A 15,102-nucleotide genomic window follows, 5' to 3' on the forward strand; every position below is an offset into this window, starting at 1 on the left:
CGCTGCTGTAGGTTGATGCTGGACTCTCACTTATCTCTCAACCAGGGCGGATATTCGGATGGACGCTGACGTCATCATCATCGGCGGCGGGCTTGCAGGGCTGGTGGCGGCCAACGAGCTGGTGCGGGCCGGCAAGCGGGTGGCCATCGTGGACCAGGAGAACGCGGCGAACCTGGGCGGCCAGGCTTTCTGGTCCCTCGGCGGCCTGTTCCTGGTGGACACCCCCATGCAGCGCCGCCTGGGCGTCCGGGACTCCTTCGAACTGGCCTGGCAGGACTGGCAGGGCTCGGCGCAGTGGGACCGCCTGGCCGGACCGCTCGCCGAGGACCGGTGGGCGCAGCAGTGGGGCCGGGCCTACGTCGAGTTTGCCGCGGGCGAGAAGCGTTCCTGGCTGCATCAGCAGGGCATCCGGTTCACGCCGCTGGTGGGCTGGGCCGAGCGCGGCGACGGCCGTGCGGGCGGGCACGGCAACTCGGTGCCCCGCTTCCACGTCCCGTGGGGCACCGGTACCGGCGTCTCCGAACCTTTCGCGGACAAGGCGCGGGCGGCGGCGTCAGCGGGGAGCGTCCGGTTCCATTTCCGGCACCGGGTGGACGGTCTAACGTACGACGGCGGCGCGGTCACCGGGGTGCGCGGCTCGGTCCTGGCACCCGACTCCTCACTGCGCGGCGTTTCCTCCAACCGGGACGTTGTGGGCGAATTCGAGCTGCGGGCCCAGGCGGTGGTGATCGCCAGCGGCGGCATTGGCGGCAACCACAGCCTGGTGCGGCGCTGGTGGCCGGAACGGCTGGGAAGGCCGCCGGAGAAAATGGTGACCGGTGTGCCGGAACACGTGGACGGGCGCATGCTGGACATCGCGGAGGGGTCCGGGGTACAGCTGGTCAACCGCGACCGCATGTGGCACTACACCGAGGGCATCCAGAACTGGAACCCCATCTGGCCGGACCACGCCATCCGGATCCTGCCAGGGCCGTCGTCGCTCTGGTTCGATGCTTTGGGCCGCCGACTGCCCGCGCCCGGGCTCCCCGGGTACGACACGCTTGGGACCCTCCGTTTGTTGCGGACCACCCCGGACCTCCAGCAGCACAGCCATTCCTGGTTCATCCTCAACCAGCGGATCATCGAGAAGGAGTTCGCCCTCTCCGGGTCGGAACAGAACCCTGACCTCACCGGCCGTGACGTCAGGCTCCTGCTCCGCAGCCGCCTGGGCAAGGGTGCACCGGGTCCCATCGAGGCCTTCAAGGACCACGGCGCCGATTTCGTGGTCGCTGACAACCTGGCGGACCTGGTCCGTGGCATGAACGGGCTCACTGCCGAGGCGTTGCTGGACCACGGGCACCTTCGGCGGCAGATCGAAGAACGCGACGCCGAAGTGCGGAACCCCTACTCCAAGGACGCGCAGGTGGCGGGCATCCGCAACAGCCGCCGCTTCCTGGGCGACCGGCTCTTCCGCACCGTCAAGCCGCACCGGATCCTCGATCCTGCCGCGGGGCCGCTCATCGCGGTGCGCCTGCACGTGGTGACCCGCAAGAGCCTCGGCGGAATCCAGACCAACCTCGCCGGCCAGGCTCTCGGGCAGGACGGCTCCCCTGTCCCGGGCCTCTACGCCGCAGGGGAAGCGGCCGGGTTCGGCGGCGGAGGCGCCCACGGCTACAACGCACTGGAGGGGACGTTCCTGGGCGGCTGCCTCTTCACTGGCCTGACCGCAGGACGGGAGCTGGTCCGGTCCCTGTAGATCCTGTCTCCGGAGGTGCGGTCCGCTTTAGGGGACATTGGCACTGTGCCCCAGCCTGGCCTGCCCTAGGATCGGCATAAGGCAAACGACCCCGGCTCCACGACGACGTGGCGGCCGGCACCTGGGAATGGGGGCATTGTGGAATCCAAAGCCATCGTGGTGGGCTATGACGGTTCGGAACCGGCCGCACGGGCGGTGCGGTGGGCGGCGCAACAGGCGACACTGCGCAACGTCCAGCTGCATCTGGTGCACTGCACGCTGTGGCCCTTGCTGACGAAGAACCTTGGCCCGGTCCCCGGCATTGCGGACAGCGGTTTGCAGCGGGCTGCGGAAGTCACGCTCGAAGAGGGTGTTGGGCACGCGAAGCAGGCCTCCCCCGGCGTCGACGTCCGTACCAGCCTGGTGTCCGGCAGCCCTGCCGTGCATCTTCCCAAAATCGCGGCGGACCAGGAACTCCTGGTGGTGGGAAGCCGCGGGCTGGGAGGGTTCATGGGGCTGCTGGTCGGTTCCGTGAGCCTGGAACTGGCAGCTACGGCGTCGTGTCCCGTTGCCGTGATCCGGCAAGGTGGCGACCCTGACGGCCCCGTGCTGGTGGCCGTTGACGACTCGGGTTCGCAGGCGGCACTCGAGGATGCCTGCACTGCAGCCACTGCAGCGGGAACCCGGCTCCTCGTCACCCACGTCCGGACGGTGCCCGCAGGCTACCGGCTGGTCCGCGACCCCGTGGATCCCGGCGCCGCGGCGGATGCACTCCTCGACGCCGCCGTCGCGAGGGCCCGGGAACTTGCCCCGGGACTCACTGTGGAAAAGCACCTGCTCACCGACACGTCGGTACCCCGCGCCGTCCTGCACGCTGCCGAGGGAGCCCGCCTGACCGTCGTCGGAACCAAAGGGCACGGAGTCATCAAGGGCAGCATCGGTTCCACTGCCCATGCCATCCTCCACCATGCCAAGGGTCCGGTGCTCGTCTCCCGGCGCCAGCCCGCAGCCAAGGGAGAGCACCATGCGTAACCCGGGTCAACCGTGTTGTTCAACTGCGTGCAGTGCCTTCGCTTCGATCGTGTCCAGGTCGCGGACCGCGAACCTGTGGTGTTCCCACTCCTCGTGCAGGATGACGTGCAGGCAGTCGAGCGTGGTGACGGTGAAGCGCGGTTCGTCCGGGGCCGGGTGGGTCGCCTGAAGCTGCTCGGCGGTGGTACCGGCGATGAAGTCCCGCACCATGGCCACCCGACCGGCCCGGACCTCGAGCACCTCGTCGTAGGAGGGCATGGTTTTCTGGAAGACGGACAGGTCCAGTCCGTCCGTCCCGTACTCGGCGTTCGGTTCGCCGGCCGGGTGGTACGGCTTGTCGATGCCCAGGACCGCCCCGCGCAGCCATTTATCCGTGGCCATCACCAGATGCCGCAGCGTCTGCGCGAAGGTCCACTCGCCGTCGACCGATATGTCCTCGGTACCGGGTGGCATCCGGGCCACCCGCTGCATGGTGGCAGCCCATGCCTCCTGCAGCCGGTCCCAGGCGTCAAGGAGGCCGGCAGGATCCGCGGCGTGCCGGAGCTCCCGGCCGGGGAAGCGCCGGTTGAGCTCGGCATCGATCAGCGGAGCCACGTTCACGCCGTTCACGTACAGGGACCCGTCATCTTCCAGCAGCCAGGGCGAATCGATGTCCGCGCCGTCAATCTCCACGCCGCGCATCACGACGCCGGACAGGCTGCTCCGGACGAACCGCGCCCCTCTGAGGCTGACGTCGGAAAATTCGGCACCGCGCAGGTCATCGGATCCGGTGAAGGTAGCCATGCGCGCCATCATTCCGCGTGACGCGCCGCACATCAAGGAGGGTTCGCGGAGCTAGACTGACCGGATCAGGACGGATTGGGGGATCCACAGTGGCGTGCCGCTGTTCCGCTGGTCAGTCGCAGCCAGCGGAACCCCAGGAGCACAGTGACTTTCTTTCAGGACTTTCCCGTTCCACCACAGTCGCCCCAGCCCAGGGCAACGCGCTACATTCCGCCTCCCTGGGCGGGCGCACCGGCCCACGAATTGCCGGTGGCGGTGAACCTGGGCCGGTTCCTGCACTTGACGCCAACCGTGGCGCTGACCCTCAAAAGCGCTGACGTGTATTCCACCGGATGCCTGTTCACCATTGGCTGGCTCTTCCGCCGCGGCGACCAGGACGCGAACGCCTGGTCCGACCTGCACCACGCCTTCTTCCAGCCCGGAATGGGCCACCGCCACGGCGGGACCCAACAGAACAACCTCATGTTCGGAGTGGAATTCCCGGACGGTTCGAAGGCGAGCACGGCTCACCAGCCGGTTCCGGGGTTCATGGAACCCGCCGTGGAACCGAACCCTCCTGTCCTCGCCCTCCACGGCGGCGGAGGCAGCGGTGGTGACGACGAACTCTCCGGTTCAGGCACGCTGTGGCTGTGGCCGCTGCCCCCGGTGGGCGACCTCCGGCTGGTGGCGCAGTGGACCCAGTTCGACGTGGCGGAAACATCCGTGATGCTCGACGGCGGGGCGTTGCAAGACGCAGCGGCCGGAGTCCAGCGCTTCTTTCCGGAGGAGGACACACCGGAGCGCTGAGGCGCCGGTGCCGCGGGGCACCTGCTCAGGCGCCGTCGTCGTACGCGTCCGTGTCTTTCGGCTCGGGGGAAACGATGCTGCCGTAGCCCTGCAGGAACATCCGGCGCCCCTGCCCCTCGTCCGTCCACACCCAGACGATCGCGTAGTCGGAGGTGACGGCGTCCACGGTACCCGTGCCGGTGGTGGTCCCTTCGGCAAAGTGGACCCGCTCCCCCACTGAGAGGCGGGGGTGGCGAACTTTCTTCCGCCTCGGCTGCGGCGGGGCCACGGGCGCTACCATTGCAGCGTTTCGGGGCGGGCGGTGTCCTGGTCCTGGTGCATCAGCTTCCTCGGCTCGCGGGCGGGTCGGTCAGCTCATTACAACCCTGCCCGCTGCTCCCAGGTCACGCGATGCCGCGCGGTGAAGCTAGACTAGCGCGCCCGGCAGCGTCCGCCACCGGTTCGCGGCACGGAACCGAATGTGACTGGCGGGGCGGTGCGCCGCACGTTGCCGGTTGCACCGCCCGCATGTGGGCCGTGCAACCAGCCACGGCGGCTGCTATATAGGGCTACTTGTCGCAGCCGATGCCGTCGCCGTCACGGTCGAGATGCTTTCCGTAGCCCGGCGTACCTGCGTACACCGGCGCTGCTCCTGCGGCACGCGCTGCTGTGCAGTTGGCGTAGTAGGCGGCTGCCGGTGCGGGGGCAGCGGGCGCTGGTGCGACAGGCGCCGGTGCTTTCTGCGCCTGCTGCGCTGCCGCATCCCGGGCGGCCTGGTCGGCGGCCGCCTTGTCACGCGCGGCCTGATCAGCTGCGGCCTGCGCAGCAGCTGCCTGGGCTGCCTGCTCGGCGGCGGCTTTGTCAGCAGCAGCCTTCGCGGCCGCGGCAGCTTCGGCAGCAGCTTTATCTGCGGCTGCCTTCTCGGTCGCAGCCTTTTCCTCCGCAATCTTCTCGAGGGACTTCACCCCGAGACGGACCGTGGAACCCTTTGCCGCTGTGGCGCCGCCGGCAGGGTCCTGGGTCAGGACCTGCCAGTTCTTATCCACCAGGATCTTCTTGCCGTCAACGCTGTCCACGGCCTCGACCTTGAAACCGAGGTCCTCGAGCTGCTTCTTTGCCTTGTCCAGGGTCATCCCCACCACGCCCGGAACGGCCACGGCGGCTTCGGCCGTTGCGCTCGCGGCAGGAGTGGCAGCCGAGGCCGGCTCCACTGCCGCCTGCTTGCCGCCGCAGCCTGTCAGCAGGAGCCCTGCCAGCACGGCCATGGCCAGCGATTTCTTCAGCTGCCCCGCGTTCGGGCGGGCAGCAGCGTACAGGTTGTTCATGATTCCCCCCTAGGAATGCGATGTGTTGGTGATGCGGATGAAAGTCAAAAACCGGGAAGCGAAAAGGGACTATTCGCAGGCGATGCCATCAGAGTCACGGTCCAGGGCTGAGCGGTATCCGGCCTGCCCGGCGTACAGCGGCGCAGCTCCGGCGGCCCGCGCGGCAGCACAGTTCGGGTAGTAGGCAGCAGCCGGGGCAGGTGCAACGGGCGCGGGTGCAACTGGAGCGGGCGCGACGGGAGCGGGCGCGACGGGAGCCGGGGCTACCGGGGCCGGGGCTACGGGAGCGGCAGGTGCAGCAGGAGCGGGTGCGACGGGCGCAGGCTGCACGGCAGCAGGTGCGGGCGCAGCCGGCGCAGGTTCGGCCACAACAGGTGCCTTCTGGTCGGTAGGTGCCAGCTGCCCGGTGCAGTCCGCCAGGATCCGGGCCATTGCGTCATGCTCGGCCTGGGTCACCCACAGCGAGTAGGTAGCCTTCACCGAAATCTGGCGGGCAACGTATTCGCACCGGAAACCCTTGTTCGGCGGGAGCCAGGTGGCGGCGTCGCCGTCGCCCTTCCTGATATTCGTGGGACCGTCCGTCGCCTGCAGGTTCAGTGGATCGTTGGCGAACGCCGTGCGCTGTTCGGTGCTCAACTGCTGGGCACCTTTCTGCCAGGCATCGCTGAGCGCCACCACGTGGTCGATCTGCACGGCAGTGCTGGTAGTGGAGCCGCGGACAAAGTTGATGTTCGAGCCCGTGTAGGGATCGGCCAGTGTCCCGGACTTCACCTTGCACGGGACGGCGTTGACGTACGCGACGCCGGTCAGGTCGCGCTTGAGGATGTCGTTCCGGGTATCGCAGCCGTTGCGGTCCACATCCGCCCATGCCTGCCCGAACAGCGCGCGGTCGTATCCCGTTTTTGGCGCCCGGCCCTTGATGGGGAGCGTGGCCAGTAGGTCCAGGGCCTTGGTGGCGTAGGCCGGCTGGGCATTCGGCGCCGCAGCCGTGACGCCGGATGCCAGGGTGTAAGCGGTGTCCGGGTCGAGGGGTTCGCCGCTGGCCTGCGCCGTAGCCGACGGAGTGGGAACGGACGACGGCGACGCTGCCGCCGAAGGTGCGGCGGCCGCCGTCGGGGGCGTTTCCTTCGCCGTGCCCGCCGCGGCGGCCGCCTCAAGGTCCGCCGGGGTGGAACGCGGCAGGGCGAGACCGCCGGCCACCAGGAGGGCGAATGCTGTGCCGAGCGCGACGGCGCCGGCCCTGCGTCGTGCAGGCAGCCAGGCCCAGGAGCGCCGACCGGTGACCAGTACGTAAAGGCCCGTGAGCGCCACGGAAATGGCCAGGAAAATCAGCGCACCGCCCACGCCGCCGCTCAAAGCGCCAAGCAGCATAAACAATGCGGTAATGGCGCCAACGATGAATGTTGATGCGCGCGGTTTCTGCGGCGGCTTCGGTGCCGGCGCAGACGGAAATGACCCCAGAAGGGTCGGATACTCGGACATTTTCCCCCATTTGTGAGGGCCCAAATAAATTGCGGCCCCGCACCTGCCGGGCCTGCTGCTAAGCCCGACAAACTCGTCGTCGCTGAGCCTATTCCGGGGGCGGAACGAATTCCGGCTTGCCAGCCAATGCTCGGGCAATATTGCGCCAGCCTTGATTCGATCTTGAGGAAAGTCCGTCGCACCTGAATGGGCAGCCTTAACATTTGCAAATTTCCGGGCGTAGCCTTCATGAAATTCCCCCGCAAAAGCACTGTCGCGAAGGTAGAGTGGCGCGCATGGAAATGCGCCTTGAAGTTGTCCAGGTTCCCGTGTCCGACGTCGACCGGGCCAAAGAGTTTTACACCGAAAAGCTGGGCTTCGTGCTGGACCACGATGTGGAGCACTTCCCGGGGATGCGGGTGGTGCAGCTGACTCCCCCGGGCTCACCCACGTCAGTAGTCATCGGCACGGGGATGACCGCCATGGAGCCCGGCAGCCTGGAAGGACTGCAACTGGTGGCGCCGGACCTCCCCGCCCTTCGCGCCGAACTGGTGGGCCGGGGCGCAGACATCAGCGAGGTCCAGGACATGGGCGGCGTGCTGTTTGCCCACTTTGCCGATCCGGACGGCAACCGCTGGGTGCTCCAGGGTGCGACTCCGCCCGCCGTCAGGGACGCGCACACAGCATAGGCACCCACGGCCGCGGAGGTTTGACCGAGGGCTGAGCATCCCACTAAGTTATCGAATATCGTTATTAACGATATTCGATAACTCTTGGGGGAAGAATGAAGCTGGCCAAGCACACCGGACGTCCGTCGGAGAACAGGAAGCGCCAGGTGGTGTCCAGGACGGATGCCCTGGTGCTCATGGTCGGCGCGGCCGTGATCGCCGCCGGATCAAGCGTCATGTCCGTCATGGGCATCGTGGACATCTTTTCCGGGCCCGTCACGCTGACGCTGCCCGTTGATCCAACCCGAAAAGTGGCCGGCCTGGAACTCGGCACCGAGGCCCGCTTTTCCGCCGTCGACGCCACCATCCCCACCCTTCCCGGCGCCGAAGCCGGGCAGTTGGCGTGGGCAGCCGCACTGACCCAGGTTGGCGTCCTTGCCGTGCTGGCCCTGCTGTTCCTGCTGGCGTTCCGGCTGCGGGGCGACACGCTGTTCACCCGGGGGTCGGCGTGGATCATCGGCGCCTGCGGGGCGGCCCTGGCACTGGCCGGCACGGCGGGCCAGGTGCTGGACCAACTGGCCCGGACCCGGCTCGCGGATGCCATCGGGCTGAACGCGGACCGCACCCCCGGCAGCGTCATCTTCGAAGGCAACATCAGCCTCCTGCCAATCGTGGCCGGCATCGCGCTGGTCCTCATCGCCGGCGTCTTCCAGTTCGGCGGCCGGCTGCAGAAAGACACCGAGGGCCTGGTCTGATGCCCGCGGAGGAAACCACCGGCATCCACTGCAGGCTTGATGAACTATTGGAGCAGCGCGGCATGACGCTCACCGAGCTCAGCAAGCGGGTGGGCGTCAGCCTGGTGAACCTCTCGGTCCTGAAGAACGGCCGCGCCAAGGCCATCAGGTTTTCCACCCTCGCCGCAGTCTGCAGTGCGCTGGACTGCGAGGTGGGAGACCTGCTGGTGACTGGCCCCGCCGGTTAAGCGTTCCCCGGCCGGTCCCGGACCATCCGCAGCTCCGGCACGCCCTCCCACTCGGGCGGCAGGTGGCCGCGTCCGCCGTCGAACGCAAAACCCTGGCGGCGGTAGAAAGCCTGTGCCTTCTTGTTGTCCTCAAGCACCCACAGATATGCCGGAGCGTCGCCGAGGGCGGCGGCCAGCAGCGCTGTTCCCAGCCCTGTCCCCTGCGCCCTGGCCAGGACGAATATGGAGTAGAGCTCCAGGGGAAACGGGGCGTCCTCATGGCGCGGGGGCCCGGCATCGGCCAAGCCGACAATCTCCCCGTTGGCGTCCTCGGCAAGGATCCGCGGGTGCGGAACGTCAAGATACGGCCGACGGCGGGCCACGCGTTCGGGGACGGACCGTCGCCGCTCCGCGAAGAAGCCGGGCGACAGCAGGTGCCCGTAGCTTTCCTCGTGCGCGGCCGTATGCATCAGCACGACGTTCTCGGCGTCATCCGGGGCGGCCTGGCGAAGCACGTAATCCATGGCCCCAGCCTAGTCAGTGCCGGACGCGCGCTCCTAGGCCTCGCGCACGCCCTGAACCACTTCGTTACGCCGCAGGAACCACGGCTTGAAAGGCGGATCGAAGCGGGCGAAGCGGGGTGCCCCCAGGGGCGTGAGTCCAGCGAGGCTGAGCGCGGCCTGGAGCCCGTTGTTACGGCGCTCGAAGTTTGCCTCGGAGCCGCGGCCGGAAAACCGCAGTACCGCGGCCAGGGAGCCCGGCACCGCACGAATCTTCACGGTGGGGTCGGTGGGGACCGGAGCCGTGTCAGCCGTCAGCCCGGCCGGCAGGACGAAAGCCACAACGAATTCCGCAGATCCACCGCCTCCGGTGAGCGGGCCGGCCTGGATGACCGGCGCGGTCATCGCGAGTTTTTGGGACTGCCCGGCTTCCTGGACAACGGGCGCCGTCATGGCCAGCTTGGCACCGCCCTTGTTGTTCCCGCTGATGTAGTTGAAGAGCCGGCGGAAGGCCACGTTCCCTGCACGGTCAAAGTCCGCCGCCACCGCCACCTCCGCGACGACGTAGTCCGGGTAGCGGCGCAGCTCGAAGTGCGGATAGCGGCGGACTGATTCATATGGCTGCTGCTCGGTCATGGTGGAGCAGAGCCTACGCCGGTCCTGCAAGTCCTGCCAGACCCGGCTGCGGACCGGGCCAACCACCTCTACTCAGAAGACAGGGCATCCTTGCCCCTCTGCGAGCGCCCCTTGAGGTAGGCGCCCAGCATCAGCAGGACGACGACGAGTCCCAGGCTTGCGAAGATGAAGGTCAGGACCATGCCCACGCCACGGACCCAGACGCCGTCGCTCTCGTAGCCCGGAACGATGGCCCTGCCCGGATCGTGCTCCGCGTAAATGACAGGGGTGGCGTCACCCACGATCGGGTACTGGTCGTGGTCCACGGTGGCCCACGTCGCGTGGCTGGCGCCGTCGCCGGATGTGAACTCCACTTTCATCCTGCGCTCCGAGGCCTTGGTGACGTCGTCGAAATGCACGATGGTGCCTGTTGCCTGGACGCCGCTCCGCGCCAGGTCCTCGTCAGCGCCGATCATGAAGCTGCCCAGGCCGATCATGACCGGTCCCAGCAGGAGAACCAGCACAGTCACCGCCAGGTTCAGCTTCCCCTTCCAGGTCAGCCCGGAGTTGCGGTTCTTATCAGTTCTGCGCCCAGTCACGCCGTCCATTGTGCCAAGGACCGCGCCGCGGGCTGGACGTTAGCGGAACCACACCAAAAAAGGTTGCCGCCAGCAACAAGAAGGAGGATGATAGTTAGCAGAACTAATTAGCAGTGCTAAGCAAATGATGAGCCGATTGTTCCAGGAGGCGCACCCGCCCATATGGCCCCCACCGAGACCAAGACCAAAGAAACTCCGCAGATCACCCCGGACACCCTCGCCATCGACCTCCGCACGGCCGTGATGCGCACCTCGCGCCGGCTCCGCGTCGAGGCCACCGGCGAGGTCATCACCCCCGGCCAGTACACCGTCCTCGCCGTCCTGAACGGTGACGGCGCCCGGACCCTCCGCGAACTCGCCGACCGCGAGCATGTGCAGGCCCCGTCCATGACCCGCATCGTCAACGCCCTCGCCGACCAGGGCTTCGTCACCAGGAACCAGCATCCCGACGACGGCCGGCAGGTCCGGATCGACATCACCGAGGCCGGCAGGGCCGTCCTCGCGGAGGCAAGGGAACAGCGCACCGCCTGGCTGGCACAGCGCGTGGCAGGCCTGAGCGCGGAAGACCGTGACATCCTCAGCCGCGCCGCACGCATCATGCAGGAAATGAGCGGCAAGTGAGCCAGATGTTCCGCGCCCTCGAAAACCGCAACTACCGGATCTGGGCCGGCGGTGCCCTGGTCTCCAACGTGGGCACCTGGATGCAGCGCATCGCCCAGGACTGGCTGGTGCTCACAGTCCTGACCAACCACGACGGCGCTGCCGTCGGCATCACCACCGGCCTGCAGTTCCTGCCAATGCTGCTGCTTGGCCCCTACGGCGGAGTCCTGGCAGACCGCTACCGCAAACGCGTCATCCTGCTGTGGACCCAGCTGGCCATGGGCATCACCGGCCTGGCCATCGGTTTGCTGGTAGTCACCGGCACGGCCCAGCTGTGGCATGCCTACCTCGCCGCCTTGTGCCTGGGCATTGCCAGCGCCATCGATGCCCCGGCGCGGCAGTCCTTTGTCTCGGAACTGGTGGGCCAGGACAACATCTCCAATGCAGTGGCCCTGAACTCGGCATCCTTCAACACCGCCCGCCTCACGGGTCCGGCCGTCGCCGGCGTCCTGATCGCCTGGGTGGGCACCGGGCCGGTGTTCCTGCTCAACGCCGCCAGCTACGCGGCGGTGATCTGGTCCCTGTTCTTCATCCGCACCTCTGAGCTTGTGCCCACCGTGCGGGCAGAGCGCGGCAAACACCAGGTTACTGAGGGCATGCGGTACGTGAAGCGGCGGCCGGACCTCGTCCTGATCATGGTCCTGGTGGGGATCCTCGGGGCTTTCGGCATGAATTTCCCCATCACGAACGCCCTCATGGCCACCACCGAATTCCACGCGGGGCCGGGCGAGTTCGGCCTGTTGGGCTCCATCATGGCCGTAGGCACCCTGGCCGGCGCACTGCTGGCCGCCCGGCGCGCGCGGCCGCGGCTGCGGTTCCTGCTGGGCGGCGCCCTGGGCCTGGGGATCTTCACGCTGGTAGCCAGCGTGGCGCCGTCGTTCTGGCTCTACACTGCCGTGCTGATTCCGGTGGGCCTGGCGTCGATCACGTTCCTGAACAGCTGCAACACCAGCATCCAGCTCTCCGTGGAGCCGCAGTTCCGCGGCCGGGTGCTGGCCCTCTACCTGGCCATCCTGCAGGGCGGCACGGCCGTGGGCTCGCCGCTGATCGGCTGGGTGGGCAGCGAATTCGGCGCCCGCTGGTCCGTGGCGGTGGGCGGCCTGGTGGTCCTGCTGACCGGGCTGGCCGCCGTGATTGTGGTCAGCCGCCGGAGCAAGCTCAGCCTCCGCCGGGCGGTCCGCATCGCTTTCAGCGGCAAGCGCGAAGCCGCAGTCTGACCACCCGGTCACGCCTTGCGCACGATGTCCACGGAGATCTCCACCGCCGGCACCGTCCCCCGGTTTCCCAGCCATCGGCTTTCCTTTCCGAACGTACCGGGCCCGCATGGGGCGTGGCATACTGCAGCCATGCCTGCAGTCTCCTCCCTGACGCCCGACGACGTCATCAACCAGCCCGCCCGTGCGCAGTTCGAGGCGTTCCTGGACCAGCACCGCGCCATGTTGGAAGCCTGCCTGAATGGCCTGACGGAGGAGCAGGCCCGCCGGTCCCTGGTGCGGTCCAGGACCACCCTGCTGGGGCTGGTCAAACACGCAGCATTCGTCGAAAAGGTCTGGTTCGACGAAGCCATCACGGGGCGGTCCCGGGCCGAGATCGGCATTCCGGCCACCCCGGACGAATCCTTCATCCTCGGCGGGCAGGACACCATCGCCAGCATCCGGAATGCCTACCGCCAGGCGTGCGAGGCATCCCGGCAGGCGGCATCCGGGCTTGACCTCGACGACGAGGTCCGGGGCAACCGCCGCGGCCCGTTGCCCCTTCGCTGGGTGTACCTGCACATGATCCGGGAGATCGCGCAGCACTGCGGCCACGCGGACATCCTGCGCGAACAGATCCTCAACGGCTGACCCGCAGGAAAAGATCGGCCGGAAGAAGTCGCACGACGGCGGCGCCGGCCTTCCGCCCGCCCGGCACCCCGGGTGGGGATGCCGCGGGAGGCGGCGGCCGGCGTCGTCGGTTGCTGTGCGGCGAACCGGTGGCTACATCGGCATTGACGAGATGTTGAGGATGTTGCCCTCGCTGTCGAGGAACCAGGCCCCCTGGCCCATACCTTCCATGGTGGCGATGCCGTTCTCGGTCTTGAGCCCGGGCATGTCGTAGTCCTCGAAGACCACGCCGCGGCCGCGCAGTTCCTCCACTTCCTTTTCGACGTCCGCCACTCCCCATCCCATCTGGGTATTCTTCGCCGTGCCGGCATTGTCAGTCTGGTAGAGCAGGAACGCTGTGCCGTTGCCGCACTGGTAGATGAGGTTATCCCCTTCGATGGTCTGGCTGGGCTCGAGTCCCAGCTTGTCGCGGTAGAACTCCTTTGCCCGGTCGATGTCCTTGGCGGGCAGTACTGCCATGACCTGCGAATCCTTGAGCATGACAAATCTCCTTGGTGCAATCTTGCGATGGCGGTGCTCTCCCCCTGTAACGGTCCGCGAGCTCCTTGCCGGAGATCTGGCGGGCCGCGTGACCGCCCGCTGCGCCGACACCGGGGCTGCCACCTGGGACTCTCCTGCGCCCCGGCCATCACAGGTCGCATTGGCGGGGAGGGTCCCCGAAGCCTATGAGGCCATTATGGAACTGCTTTGGCCGGAGCGATATAGGGGAATATTCCGTGCGCGGATGCCATGGAACGCGCGGCGCCGGCACGCGGCCAGGCGGGCCGCGGAAGGGTACGACGGCGGGCTGCGGCACTACTTCCGTGCAGCGGCAATGGCGCGTCGCAGCGCGGTCCCTGCCACGGCGACCAGCGGCACCAGGCATGCGAGCAGGGCGAGGGTGTTGGGCCGGAAGACCGTCCGGCCATCGACGGTGGTGTAGACGCCCACCGGCATCACCATTCCTCCGCCGCCACCGCCGGACGCGCCATCGCCGGGCTCGCTGCCGCCGCCGAAACCGAAGGAAACCAGCGCCACCGGCACGATCTCCTGGCCTCCCACACTCACCGGCGTGCCGTAGGCCTTGGCGACTCCCACATTCTTGAACGTGTCCACGAGGGACGCAAAAGTATCAGCCATGGGGCCAGCGTAGGCGCCCGGCAGCGCCACGGTAAGGGCTTTCAGGGGATGCACCGGCCCTCACCGGCATGACCGGTCCCGCCCGGCACCGGTTACGCGGCTCAGGGCCGGATGAACAACTGAGGACCAGTTGAGCGGGTTCAGGGCCGGATGAACAACTGAGGACCAGTTGAGCGGGTTCAGGGACGGATCTCAGCCATCCGGCGTCGGACGATCTCTTCAACTACCTTGTCCGGAAGTGGCTGCTCGGCGGTGAAGCGGATGGTGCCCTTGGACAGCGAGTAACCGTCCAGGCGGCCGGCCACAGCCTCCACCACCGCCGCCGAAAACGGGAAGATGGACAGATGCCTGGCGGCGGCCACCACCCCCACCAGCGGTTTGCCGTCGAGCTTGAGCGCGGGCATGCCGTAGCTCACGCCCTCGGTGGCCTCCGGCGCCACGGAACGGGCCACCGCCACGATGTGCTGAAGGCAGCTCCGGCCGGGCTCGGGCAGTTCCGCGAGCGCGTCGACAACGCTTCCCACGGGTGCCTCAGCTGTTCTTTTTTGCCGCCACTGCCGACGCCAGCGAGGTGAGGCCGCGTTCAAAGTCCGAGCCCACCATCTTGTCCATGTTGATGAAGAGGGCGAAGATCTTCGCGGCGCCCTTGTTTTCGCCGGTCATCTTCCACGTGACCTCGGTGCCGCCGGGGACGGGCGTGAACGTGAAGGTGGTGGGGTTCAGGGCCTTGAACGGCTTGGTGAACTGGAGGCGGATGCCGATGGTGCTGGAGGGCACCGACTCGACGATCTCCATGGTGCCGCTGCCGGCCTTCCGGTTGCCGCTCCACTCATACCCCGCTCCCGTACCCGATGCCGGGCCGTAGAAGCGGCGGCTCATGCCGGGGTCCACTTTCTCCCACGGGGACCACGCTCCCCACTCACGAAAGCTGTTGACCAGGGGGAAGATATCTTCCGGGGCGGCAGGGATGACCGAGCTGCGGCGGACCTCATACGTAGACATGGACCCAGCATAGGA

The 15,102-nt window shown here is 67.7% G+C and carries 20 protein-coding genes; 9 read left to right on the forward strand and 11 right to left on the reverse strand.

The window, feature by feature from the left end:
• Positions 1-58 precede the first annotated feature (58 nt).
• Together QE394_RS03920 and QE394_RS03925 are read left to right on the forward strand one after the other, a co-directional pair.
• Complete coding sequence (locus QE394_RS03920; RefSeq protein ID WP_314216152.1) at positions 59-1,735, forward strand: FAD-binding dehydrogenase; 1,677 nt, start codon at positions 59-61, stop codon at positions 1,733-1,735.
• A gap of 138 nt (positions 1,736-1,873) precedes the next feature.
• Positions 1,874-2,746: a universal stress protein gene (locus tag QE394_RS03925; protein WP_349033787.1), complete on the forward strand. Its 873-nt coding sequence runs from the start codon at positions 1,874-1,876 to the stop codon at positions 2,744-2,746.
• Between the two features lie 6 nt (positions 2,747-2,752).
• On the opposite strand, the gene QE394_RS03930 is transcribed toward QE394_RS03925, so the two are convergent.
• Positions 2,753-3,529, reverse strand: coding sequence for a DinB family protein (locus tag QE394_RS03930; RefSeq protein ID WP_349033788.1), 777 nt, complete (start codon positions 3,527-3,529; stop codon positions 2,753-2,755).
• A gap of 144 nt (positions 3,530-3,673) precedes the next feature.
• On the opposite strand from QE394_RS03930, the gene QE394_RS03935 reads away from it, so the two are divergent.
• The gene (locus QE394_RS03935) at positions 3,674-4,315 is read left to right on the forward strand and encodes a hypothetical protein (RefSeq protein WP_349033789.1); all 642 of its coding nucleotides are present in this window, start codon (positions 3,674-3,676) and stop codon (positions 4,313-4,315) included.
• A 25-nt stretch (positions 4,316-4,340) separates the two neighbouring features.
• Here QE394_RS03935 and QE394_RS03940 read toward each other — a convergent pair whose 3' ends face one another.
• The 3 genes from QE394_RS03940 to QE394_RS03950 all read right to left on the reverse strand — a co-directional run bounded on the left by QE394_RS03940 (position 4,341) and on the right by QE394_RS03950 (position 6,990).
• A complete protein-coding gene (locus QE394_RS03940; protein ID WP_349033790.1) occupies positions 4,341-4,583 on the reverse strand; it encodes a hypothetical protein in 243 nt (80 codons plus the stop codon).
• Between the two features lie 280 nt (positions 4,584-4,863).
• Positions 4,864-5,619: an excalibur calcium-binding domain-containing protein gene (locus QE394_RS03945; protein ID WP_349033791.1), complete on the reverse strand. Its 756-nt coding sequence runs from the start codon at positions 5,617-5,619 to the stop codon at positions 4,864-4,866.
• 69 nt (positions 5,620-5,688) lie between these two features.
• On the reverse strand, positions 5,689-6,990 hold the full coding sequence (locus QE394_RS03950; RefSeq protein ID WP_349033792.1) for a DUF1524 domain-containing protein: 1,302 nt from the start codon (positions 6,988-6,990) through the stop codon (positions 5,689-5,691).
• Positions 6,991-7,376: 386 nt separating this feature from the next.
• On the opposite strand from QE394_RS03950, the gene QE394_RS03955 reads away from it, so the two are divergent.
• From QE394_RS03955 to QE394_RS03965, 3 genes are all read left to right on the forward strand, one after another.
• Entirely contained in the window at positions 7,377-7,769 is a 393-nt protein-coding gene (locus QE394_RS03955; RefSeq protein WP_056084242.1) for a VOC family protein, read from the forward strand.
• 95 nt (positions 7,770-7,864) lie between these two features.
• The gene (locus tag QE394_RS03960; RefSeq protein WP_349033793.1) at positions 7,865-8,503 is read left to right on the forward strand and encodes a hypothetical protein; all 639 of its coding nucleotides are present in this window, start codon (positions 7,865-7,867) and stop codon (positions 8,501-8,503) included.
• Entirely contained in the window at positions 8,503-8,730 is a 228-nt protein-coding gene (locus QE394_RS03965) for a helix-turn-helix transcriptional regulator (RefSeq protein WP_268158927.1), read from the forward strand. Before QE394_RS03960 ends, QE394_RS03965 begins: the two co-directional genes overlap by 1 nt.
• Here the strand turns inward: QE394_RS03965 and QE394_RS03970 are convergent.
• The 3 genes from QE394_RS03970 to QE394_RS03980 form a co-directional block, all read right to left on the reverse strand.
• On the reverse strand, positions 8,727-9,233 hold the full coding sequence (locus tag QE394_RS03970) for a GNAT family N-acetyltransferase (RefSeq protein ID WP_056084145.1): 507 nt from the start codon (positions 9,231-9,233) through the stop codon (positions 8,727-8,729). The two genes, QE394_RS03965 and QE394_RS03970, sit on opposite strands and share 4 nt — an antisense overlap.
• A gap of 33 nt (positions 9,234-9,266) precedes the next feature.
• Positions 9,267-9,845: a heme-binding protein gene (locus tag QE394_RS03975; RefSeq protein ID WP_056084236.1), complete on the reverse strand. Its 579-nt coding sequence runs from the start codon at positions 9,843-9,845 to the stop codon at positions 9,267-9,269.
• A 68-nt stretch (positions 9,846-9,913) separates the two neighbouring features.
• Entirely contained in the window at positions 9,914-10,423 is a 510-nt protein-coding gene (locus QE394_RS03980) for a DUF3592 domain-containing protein (RefSeq protein ID WP_349033794.1), read from the reverse strand.
• A 162-nt stretch (positions 10,424-10,585) separates the two neighbouring features.
• Between QE394_RS03980 and QE394_RS03985 the strand changes: the two genes are divergently transcribed.
• The 3 genes from QE394_RS03985 to QE394_RS03995 all read left to right on the forward strand — a co-directional run bounded on the left by QE394_RS03985 (position 10,586) and on the right by QE394_RS03995 (position 12,927).
• Entirely contained in the window at positions 10,586-11,044 is a 459-nt protein-coding gene (locus QE394_RS03985) for a MarR family transcriptional regulator (RefSeq protein ID WP_268158934.1), read from the forward strand.
• A complete protein-coding gene (locus QE394_RS03990; RefSeq protein ID WP_091718658.1) occupies positions 11,041-12,300 on the forward strand; it encodes an MFS transporter in 1,260 nt (419 codons plus the stop codon). The genes QE394_RS03985 and QE394_RS03990 overlap by 4 nt, the downstream gene beginning before the upstream one ends.
• Before the next feature lie 129 nt (positions 12,301-12,429).
• The gene (locus QE394_RS03995; RefSeq protein WP_349033795.1) at positions 12,430-12,927 is read left to right on the forward strand and encodes a DinB family protein; all 498 of its coding nucleotides are present in this window, start codon (positions 12,430-12,432) and stop codon (positions 12,925-12,927) included.
• 132 nt (positions 12,928-13,059) lie between these two features.
• Here the strand turns inward: QE394_RS03995 and QE394_RS04000 are convergent, their stop codons facing one another.
• From QE394_RS04000 to QE394_RS04015, 4 genes are all read right to left on the reverse strand, one after another.
• A complete protein-coding gene (locus QE394_RS04000) occupies positions 13,060-13,446 on the reverse strand; it encodes a VOC family protein (protein ID WP_056084130.1) in 387 nt (128 codons plus the stop codon).
• 315 nt (positions 13,447-13,761) lie between these two features.
• Positions 13,762-14,085, reverse strand: coding sequence for a hypothetical protein (locus tag QE394_RS04005; RefSeq protein ID WP_056084127.1), 324 nt, complete (start codon positions 14,083-14,085; stop codon positions 13,762-13,764).
• 179 nt (positions 14,086-14,264) lie between these two features.
• Positions 14,265-14,609 (reverse strand): DUF1801 domain-containing protein, encoded by a 345-nt coding sequence (locus QE394_RS04010; protein ID WP_349033796.1) that lies wholly within the window; start codon positions 14,607-14,609, stop codon positions 14,265-14,267.
• 7 nt (positions 14,610-14,616) lie between these two features.
• Entirely contained in the window at positions 14,617-15,087 is a 471-nt protein-coding gene (locus QE394_RS04015) for an SRPBCC family protein (RefSeq protein ID WP_349033797.1), read from the reverse strand.
• Between the last annotated feature and the right edge of the window lie 15 nt (positions 15,088-15,102).

Origin of the sequence: Pseudarthrobacter sp. SORGH_AS 212 (assembly GCF_030818145.1) — a bacterium.
Lineage (GTDB): Bacteria > Actinomycetota > Actinomycetes > Actinomycetales > Micrococcaceae > Arthrobacter.